General features: G+C 37.9%; 9 protein-coding genes. 3 read left to right on the forward strand and 6 right to left on the reverse strand.

Annotation, left to right across the window (positions count from 1 at the left end):
- Positions 1 to 2 precede the first annotated feature (2 nt).
- The 3 genes from potC to potA are packed head-to-tail and all read right to left on the reverse strand — an operon-like array spanning position 3 to position 2,732.
- Entirely contained in the window at positions 3 to 773 is a 771-nt protein-coding gene (potC, locus tag Q1K78_RS16315) for a spermidine/putrescine ABC transporter permease PotC (protein WP_300181336.1), read from the reverse strand.
- Entirely contained in the window at positions 773 to 1,630 is an 858-nt protein-coding gene (gene potB / locus Q1K78_RS16320) for a spermidine/putrescine ABC transporter permease PotB (RefSeq protein ID WP_300181339.1), read from the reverse strand. The genes potC and potB overlap by 1 nt, the downstream gene beginning before the upstream one ends.
- Entirely contained in the window at positions 1,614 to 2,732 is a 1,119-nt protein-coding gene (gene potA, locus Q1K78_RS16325; RefSeq protein ID WP_300181356.1) for a spermidine/putrescine ABC transporter ATP-binding protein PotA, read from the reverse strand. The genes potB and potA overlap by 17 nt, the downstream gene beginning before the upstream one ends.
- 325 nt (positions 2,733 to 3,057) lie before the next feature.
- Here potA and Q1K78_RS16330 point away from each other — a divergent pair, with 325 nt between their 5' ends.
- From Q1K78_RS16330 to Q1K78_RS16340, 3 genes are read left to right on the forward strand one after another with little or no spacing between them, the layout of a single operon-like run.
- Complete coding sequence (locus Q1K78_RS16330) at positions 3,058 to 3,885, forward strand: hypothetical protein (RefSeq protein ID WP_300181342.1); 828 nt, start codon at positions 3,058 to 3,060, stop codon at positions 3,883 to 3,885.
- An 8-nt stretch (positions 3,886 to 3,893) separates the two neighbouring features.
- Positions 3,894 to 4,628 (forward strand): glucosaminidase domain-containing protein, encoded by a 735-nt coding sequence (locus Q1K78_RS16335; protein ID WP_366900162.1) that lies wholly within the window; start codon positions 3,894 to 3,896, stop codon positions 4,626 to 4,628.
- A 1-nt stretch (position 4,629) separates the two neighbouring features.
- A complete protein-coding gene (locus tag Q1K78_RS16340) occupies positions 4,630 to 5,277 on the forward strand; it encodes a DUF2987 domain-containing protein (protein WP_300181347.1) in 648 nt (215 codons plus the stop codon).
- Positions 5,278 to 5,360: 83 nt separating this feature from the next.
- Here Q1K78_RS16340 and ttcA read toward each other — a convergent pair whose 3' ends face one another.
- The 3 genes from ttcA to Q1K78_RS16355 all read right to left on the reverse strand — a co-directional run bounded on the left by ttcA (position 5,361) and on the right by Q1K78_RS16355 (position 8,262).
- The gene (ttcA, locus tag Q1K78_RS16345) at positions 5,361 to 6,284 is read right to left on the reverse strand and encodes a tRNA 2-thiocytidine(32) synthetase TtcA (protein ID WP_300181350.1); all 924 of its coding nucleotides are present in this window, start codon (positions 6,282 to 6,284) and stop codon (positions 5,361 to 5,363) included.
- 130 nt (positions 6,285 to 6,414) lie between these two features.
- A complete protein-coding gene (gene uspE / locus Q1K78_RS16350; RefSeq protein WP_300181353.1) occupies positions 6,415 to 7,362 on the reverse strand; it encodes a universal stress protein UspE in 948 nt (315 codons plus the stop codon).
- Between the two features lie 147 nt (positions 7,363 to 7,509).
- A complete protein-coding gene (locus Q1K78_RS16355) occupies positions 7,510 to 8,262 on the reverse strand; it encodes an FNR family transcription factor (RefSeq protein WP_300181359.1) in 753 nt (250 codons plus the stop codon).
- Positions 8,263 to 8,282 lie beyond the last annotated feature (20 nt).

Consider the following 8,282-nt stretch of genomic DNA (forward strand, 5'->3'; position numbering starts at 1 on the left):
TATTACTTAATTTTTTCTCTTGCAAGCAGTTGTGATAGTACAACTAAAGCCAGTGAAACAATTAACATTACTGTTGCTAGGGCATTCACTTCAGGTGAAATGCCCACTTTTACCATTGAATAAATCTTCAGTGGTAAGATTTCATAAGTTGGTCCCGTTACAAATGAGCTGATGATTACGTCATCTAGCGACAAAGTAAAACTTAATAACCAACCCGCAGCAACCGCAGGTTTTGCTAGTGGTAAGATAATTTGTTTTAGAATTACCCATTCACTTGCACCAAGATCTCGTGCGGCTTCTAGCATTTTCACATCAAAGCCTTTTAAGCGGCTATAAACGGTCACAACCACGAATGGAAGACAGAAGGTAATGTGAGCAATTAACAGAGTTAAAAAGCCAAGCTCAAAACCGATAACTAAGAAAATTGCCAATAACGAAATTGCCATCACTATATCTGGTGACATCATAACGATAAACAACAGGCCATTAACGAATTTCTTACCTTTAAACTGATAACGGAATAGGGCAACGGCGGTTAAGCTACCAATAATTGTTGCAGCTGTACCTGAAATTACCGCAATAGTAATTGAGTGCCAAGCGGCTTGCATTAAGCTGTCGTTATTAATGAGAGCTTCATACCATTTTGTAGTAAAGCCGCCCCATTTCATACCAAATTTACTTGCGTTAAATGAGTTTGCAATCAATACAATGATTGGTAGATATAAGAAAAGATATACCAAGCTCATGAAGCTAAATTTTATAGTGCGTCCCATTATTCTAGATCCGCCTTTTTATTTAATAACTTGCCTGCACGATAATATGCGTACAGCATTAATGCCATTGCTAAGGTGAGGGCAATACTGGTTGCTGCGCCAAAGGGCCAGTCTCGAGCATTTAAAACCTGACTTTTAATGACGTTACCAATTAATAGGTTTTTCGCACCACCTAACAGATCAGAAATGTAGAACATTCCAAGTGCAGGAAGAAGCACTAATAAGCAACCACCGATAATACCGGGCATTGTTAACGGTAAAACAATCTTCCATAAGGTTTGAAGTTTGTTTGCACCTAAATCACGAGCCGCTTCTAGGTAAGTACCATCTAGTTTTTCAATAGCTGAATACAGTGGCAAAATCATAAAAGGCAATAGGATATAAACTAGGCCGATCATTACTGCGCTTTCGGTGTACATAATACGCATGGGTTTATCGATAATGTCCATTGCGATTAAGCTTTTATTCAGTATCCCTTGTGTACCTAATACGATTTTTAATCCGTAAGTACGGATTAATGAGTTAGTCCAAAAAGGAACAATGATTAAAAAAAGCATAAATGGACGCCATCTTTCCGGCATTTTTGCAACAATGTAAGCAAATGGGTAACCCACGACTAAACATATTAATGTTGCAATAATGGCCATATAAAATGAATGCCACAGTACTTTTGCGTATAAAGGATCGAAAAGACGCAGATAGTTATCCATCGTAAATGTCATTTCAATTAAATTTGCTTCATCACGAGTTAAGAAACTGGTGCCAATAATCATTACATTAGGAATGAAAACGAACAGCAGTAACCAAGTTACAATAATCGTGATGATGATATTTTGGAGATTAAACTTCTTGTTCATCTGCTAACACCACTTCCCAACTTTCAACCCAAGTAATTGCTACTTTTTGACCTAAAGAGTGATCAACATCTGGATCATCTTCATTAAAGAACTCGCTGATCATTACTCGCATTCCTGAATCTAATTCAAGTACCGAATCTAATGTCATCCCTTTATAGGTACGTTCACGAACGTAGCCTGTGATGCCTTTAGTGTCTGATTCTTTAATTTCTTCAAGTCGTAAATCTTCTGGACGCAACAGCACTTTGACTTTGTCGCCTGGTTTAACGTCCAGGTCACAATAAACGGTTGCTAATGTGTCTTCGATTTCTGCTTTAATACGTTTATCATCAAGACGCTCTAGTACAGTGGCTGCGAAGACGTTGATTTCACCGATAAAGCGAGCAACAAATAAGTTCTTTGGTTCTTCGTAAATTTCACGAGGTGTACCATCCTGCTCGATAATACCATCACGCATTACAATAATACGGTCAGACATCGACAGGGCCTCTTCTTGGTCGTGTGTTACAAAGATAAAAGTAATCCCTAATTGACGCTGTAATTGTTTAAGCTCAATTTGCATTTGTTTACGTAATTTGTAATCAAGTGCAGATAACGATTCATCTAATAGTAGAACTTTTGGCTTATTTACCACAGCACGTGCAATAGCGATACGTTGTTGTTGACCCCCAGATAGCTGATGAGGTTTACGGTTTGCCATTTGAGCAAGGCGCACCATTTGCAACGCTTCTGTTACGCGGGGCTCAATGTCTTTACTTGGAATGTTTTGCATACGTAAACCAAACGCAACGTTTTCAAATACCGTCATGTGTGGGAACAGGGCATAGCTTTGGAATACAGTGTTCACATGCCTCTGTTCTGCGGGTATTGACGTTACATCTGTCGAATCCAGTAAAATTGTTCCTGCATCAGCGGTTTCAAAACCTGCAATCATGCGTAACACTGTGGTTTTACCACAACCTGATGGGCCTAGAATTGTTAAGAATTCACCGTGATTAACGTCTAAATCAAATTTAGAGATCACTTCTTTGCCATCAAAACTTTTTGAAATGCCTGTTAATTTAATAACGGCTTCTTTTTCGGATTGTAGTGTAACGTTCAATGTCTTTTTATCTCCGCCTTCGGGTAGTGATACCGCGCTTAGTTTTATGAATGTAAGATGGGATTTCGGGCGCATGATAGACCCCAAGTCACGATATTAAAAGTGTTTTTTATTTGATAGGCCTATTTTTTTTAAAGTACTTTGTTTTTTAGACGCTTAGTGTATATAAGTTGAGCTTAATTATAGACAAGAATCAAAAAAACGATTGGTATTGTTACAATTAAAGTTGTTGTTTTCAAAGGATTAGTAAAAATTTTTTTTTGATTACTGCACTAGGTGGACGAAAGCCGTATAATCGGCTCATGTTTTATTCTGGTACATAGAAATGAGCGAACAACCAAAAGAAAAAACGTTTATCCTTGGTGGGAGCATTGAAAAAGCAATGTCTGGGCAAGTTGAATTAAGCCCAGTGAGCGTACTCCAAGAAGCGTGGAAGAATACAGTGACGCATTTCTTCACTTTTTCACCCGCTATTTTATTGCTGACGTTTTCTTATATGGCAGTATTTTTCATTGCGTTACAAGTTCAGCTAGGTGATCCTGCGATCTTGTTCCAAGCATTTTTGGGTGAAACTGAACTGACGACAACTATTTCTTATGCAGCTTTTGTTGCTGGCTTAAGTGCTCAGGTCATTGTTTCTCCATTAACGGCAGGAGCAAGTTTAATGGGAATGAGCCATGCTGCGGGGCTTAAATGTCGTACTAGTTATATATTTAAAGGGATAGCTTCGGCGGGAATGGTTGCTCTTGTGACTATCCTTTCTGAGGTGTTACAGGGTTTAGTAAATATTTATTTACCAATGGTTGCCCTTTATTTATCAATGGCTTTTGGTTTTGCTATTCTTTTAGTATGTGAGAAAAAAGTCCCACCATTAAAAGCCTTGCTATATTCATTTAGAGCAACGAACAAAAAGCTAACATCAATGCTTCTTATTCATGTTGTGATTATGCTTACTTTGGTGTTTGGTATTGCTTTATACGGTGTAGGCTTAATAATGGTAATGCCGTTTATTTTTAATGTGAAAGGCATTCTTTACCGCAATATGTTTGGTATTACATTAAAAGTAATAGTGAAAGATGATGAGGACAGTGGCGAGAGTGATAACCACAAGAATCCGAATCAAGATGTTAAAAACGATATTTTCAACGCGTGAGGTCTATGATGATTAAAAAATTTCTTATTTTATCTGCTGTATTAATGATGTCTGCTTGTACACCAAGAGAAGACGTGCCTGATTTTAAAGCCTTTACTGATGTAAAAGAGAAGAAAGCGGCTTTCTTTAGCTTTATGTACCCAGCAGTGATTGCTGAAAATGCTCGAGTTAAAGAAGAACGTACTTTTTTAGAATCGCTAGTAATGTCATTAGACAATGACGTTGATATTTCAACAAAAGAGGTAGACAGAGCAACAGAGCTTGCTTCTTTATATAAAGAAAAATTGACGGATACTGGGATTACTGCCGATTGGGTAAACGCAATGTTAGTTAAAGTCGATTATATTCCAGCACCTCTTGTGTTAAGCCAAGGGGCAAATGAATCAGCATGGGGTACTTCTCGTTTTGCACGTGAAGCGAATAATTACTTTGGACAGTGGTGTTACACTAAAGGCTGTGGTGTAGTGCCAAGTAAGCGTAATGAAGGTGCGGCGCATGAAGTAGCGAAATTTGATTCTTCTCAAGATGCTGTTCATGCCTACTTTATGAATGTAAACCGTAATAATGCTTATGCTGAACTTCGTAATATTCGAATGAGGTTACATGCCTCTCCTGAAGATCTAACACCAGAACAAGAAGCAAATGCATTAGCACATGGACTTATTCGTTACTCTGAGCGTGGCGAGGCTTACGTTGAAGAGATCCAAACTATGATCCGTCATAATAGTCAGTATTGGAGATAAAATGAAAAAATGGATTGGTGCGACAACGTTGTCACTGTTGTGTTTGGCGTTACCAGTTAAAGCTGAACAGTATCGTTTTACATATTCGAAACTGTATTACCAGTTAAAAGTGAATCAGAAAGAAGGCCATGATAACGTTCGCATGGCACTGTTTTTTAATGACTCACAAACAGGTAAAGCGTGTCATATAACAAAAGCATGGATGGAAAAAGAAGAGCATTACGAGGAATTTACAATCCCAAGTAGTCAGGAATTACCTCTTCCAATTGATAACAATTTAAAATCAGCCAATCCATTAGTTTATATTCAAACTGAAGAAGGGAAACAATGTGATATTTCTATGGAAGTATTAGCGAATAAACCGTTAACAGGCTCAGTAAGTTTTGATGAATTAACGTTATTAACAACTCAGATGAATGCCATGTTATCTGATATTGGCGGTATGTTCTCTAAGTGCTTCATGCCTGATGTAGAAGGCGTACGCTTTGTTTTCAGTGACGCGGTAACATCAGAAATTAAAGCATCTAATGGTGTGATTATTCCTATAGAAAATGGCAAAGCAACGGTAGATTTAAGAGAGTTCAGCAAAGAGACTTCTTTTGAATTGCCAGCAACACCATTGAAGGTAACACCTTGGCTTGTTAAGTAATTTATTTTACGAATAAAAATGGCGCTACTTAATTAAAAGTAGCGCCATTTTTGTATATGACTAACCAGATGTTCAAAATAAGATTATTGAACGTTTACTACATCTAATTGTAAAGAGGGATCGAATTCTGTGACTGCGTCATCGGCATCAAGAGGTTGAACTGGCATTTCTTCTTTATCAAAACCAATGTCACCGCCATTAATGATACCTGAGTCACTGTTAATGCTCTTAAAGTCAAAGGTATTAAAATCAGCAAGGTGGCTTGGTACTACGTTTTGCATTGCAGTAAACATCGATTCAATACGCCCTGGGAATTGGGTATCCCATGTATTTAGCATTTGCTTAATATTTTGACGTTGCATGTTAGGTTGAGAACCACAAAGATTACATGGAATGATAGGGTAATTAGCCAGATCAGCGTATTTTATGATGTCTTTTTCACGGCAATAAGCCAATGGACGAATCACTACATGTTCGCCATTATCAGAAACTAACTTTGGTGGCATACCTTTTAGTTTGCCGCCGTAGAACATGTTTAAGAACATAGTTTCTAAAATATCATCACGATGATGACCAAGTGCAATTTTAGTTACCCCTAGTTCTTTTGCTGTGCGGTACAAAATACCACGACGTAAACGTGAGCATAAAGAACAAGTCGTTTTACCTTCAACTAATTTGTCTTGAACAATCGAGTAAGTATCTTCTTCGACAACCTTATATTCAATACCTAGCTTTTCTAAGTATTCAGGCAAGATATGCGAAGGGAAACCTGGTTGTTTTTGGTCAAGGTTTACCGCGATTAGATCAAATGAGATAGGCGCACTTTTCTTTAAACCCATAAGAATATCTAGCATGGTAAAGCTGTCTTTACCACCAGATAAGCAAACCATGATGCGGTCGCCATCTTCAATCATATTGTAATCGGCAATTGCAGTGCCAGTATTACGACGGATTTTCTTTTGAAGCTTATTGAAATTGACTTGCTGCGCTTTGGTTAATTCGCTCATTTATTTACTCTAACCTAATGATGGCACTGATAAGGCGGGTATTATACCCAATCAATATCAATAAGCGAGTTTCCGCAGGGATTATTTTATTAGAGGAGCAGTAAGGGCTACTCGGTAGCCCTTACTAGTGCTAGATATGGTTAGGGTCTAAAGGGCTAATGTAACCTTCAGGTTTTAGAGCCAATATATCGCTGTTTAATAGTGATAATGTATTTTCAGCGGTATTACCAATAAAGATAGCGGATAAACCCGTGCGTCCTGTCGTACCTAATATAACAAGTCCTGCATGCAATTCATCTTCGACTTCGGAGATTACTTCCTCGGTTATCCCTTCGTAAACATGGGTTTGTTCCTCTGGGATACCATGATCTTGTCTTAATGCTTTCATTTGAGTTAGGTGATGGCCACGAATCGCATCTTTGTATTGAATCGCATCAAATTCTGGCAATTCTACGTGTATAGATGGCGGGGTTGAAGGGTAAGCATTTACTAAATGAGGAGTTGAGTTGAGAACCTCAGCAAAGTATTTTGCTTCTTCTACCATTTTATGATTAAGAGCCAAATGCGCTGGGTTTTCAGAACCGACATGAACGGAGGCTAAAATATTACCATTATCTGGCCATCCTCTTGCTTTAACTAAGAGAACAGGAATAGGTGATTTTCGTAATAAATGCCAATCTGTTGGGGTAAAAAAGACGGTTTCAAATTTGGCATGTTCGCGTGTGGCTTTAACTAGGAGATCATAATTCCCATCAAACGCTTCATTAATGATCGCCTCATAAGGACGATTATGCCAAACTATTTTTACGGTAATAGCAACATGATCAGGGATATCATAGCTTTCGATAATATCATTAAGCATGTTTACTTTTTGAGATACGACGCCATTTCTCATTGCAGTTCGTTCATCAGCAGACAGCATGGATGTCATTTCATAAGAAAAGTCGTATGTAGTACAGAATAGGGTTATTTCAGATGATTTAGAACTGCGTTTAGCAATATCTAACGCTCTAAGTAATGCGGGTTGTTCATCCTGATCAATAATCCCAACAACGAGTATTTTACGGTAGCGGTTCATACTAACCTCCTTGGTAAACCAAATTCATAAAATCGTTCTGTTGTATTTACTTTAGCAGTTTGGTGATAAAAGTGGGAGAGTTAGATGCAAAAAAGTGAGGTACATCAGGAGATATACCTCATTTTTAAAAGTTTTAATTGATACGGTTTACTTAATTTCTTTTGCTGAACCAGCAAGTTCAGCTAATGCATCATGATCGTTGATAGTGATGTATTTACCTTTAACCGTTAACATGTCACTTTTTTGGAAACGACCCAAAAGGCGGCTGATGGTTTCAACAGTTAAACCTAAATAGTTTCCGATATCACCACGAGTCATGGTTAAACGAAACTCTCTTGGAGAAAAGCCACGTTGATGAAAACGAGTCGATAAGTTAAACAAGAAAGCCGCTAAGCGCTCTTCTGCATTCTTTTTAGAAAGCAATAGGATCATTTCTTGGTCGCCTTTAATTTCATTACTCATTAAACGCATAATTTGTTGACGAAGTTTAGGCATTTTACCTGATAAGTCATCAAGAATTTCATAAGGTATTTCACATACCATTGATGTTTCAAGAGCTTGCGCAAAACTTGGATGCTCAGCATCAGTGATTGCATCAAAACCGACTAAATCACCAGCTAAGTGAAAAGCAGTAATTTGCTCATCGCCTTGCTCTGTAATCGTGTAACTTTTGATTGTACCTGAACGAATGGCATAGAGAGAGCGTAATTCATCACCTGCTTTAAAAAGCTCTTGGCCTTTTTGAATCGGTTTTTTACGCTCAATGATTTCATCCAACTGGTCTAATTCGGATTCATTTAATGTGAATGGAATACATAGCTGACTGATACTGCAATCTTGACAGTGAATGGCACACCCCCCTGATTGAATTCGTTTGTTTGCTGAGTTATCTGACATCATCTCATCCAATGCTATTATAA

Source organism: uncultured Aliivibrio sp., assembly GCF_946479765.1.
Classification (GTDB): Bacteria; Pseudomonadota; Gammaproteobacteria; order Enterobacterales; family Vibrionaceae; genus Aliivibrio.

Bases quoted from the DNA above. Each gene is read 5' to 3' on its own strand.
- ttcA (WP_300181350.1), bottom strand. From the start codon at position 6,284: ATGAGCGAATTAACCAAAGCGCAGCAAGTCAATTTCAATAAGCTTCAA.
- potC (WP_300181336.1), bottom strand. From the start codon at position 773: ATGGGACGCACTATAAAATTTAGCTTCATGAGCTTGGTATATCTTTTC.
- Q1K78_RS16340 (WP_300181347.1), top strand. From the start codon at position 4,630: ATGAAAAAATGGATTGGTGCGACAACGTTGTCACTGTTGTGTTTGGCG.
- Q1K78_RS16355 (WP_300181359.1), bottom strand. From the start codon at position 8,262: ATGATGTCAGATAACTCAGCAAACAAACGAATTCAATCAGGGGGGTGT.
- Q1K78_RS16330 (WP_300181342.1), top strand. From the start codon at position 3,058: ATGAGCGAACAACCAAAAGAAAAAACGTTTATCCTTGGTGGGAGCATT.
- uspE (WP_300181353.1), bottom strand. From the start codon at position 7,362: ATGAACCGCTACCGTAAAATACTCGTTGTTGGGATTATTGATCAGGAT.
- potB (WP_300181339.1), bottom strand. From the start codon at position 1,630: ATGAACAAGAAGTTTAATCTCCAAAATATCATCATCACGATTATTGTA.
- Q1K78_RS16335 (WP_366900162.1), top strand. From the start codon at position 3,894: ATGATTAAAAAATTTCTTATTTTATCTGCTGTATTAATGATGTCTGCT.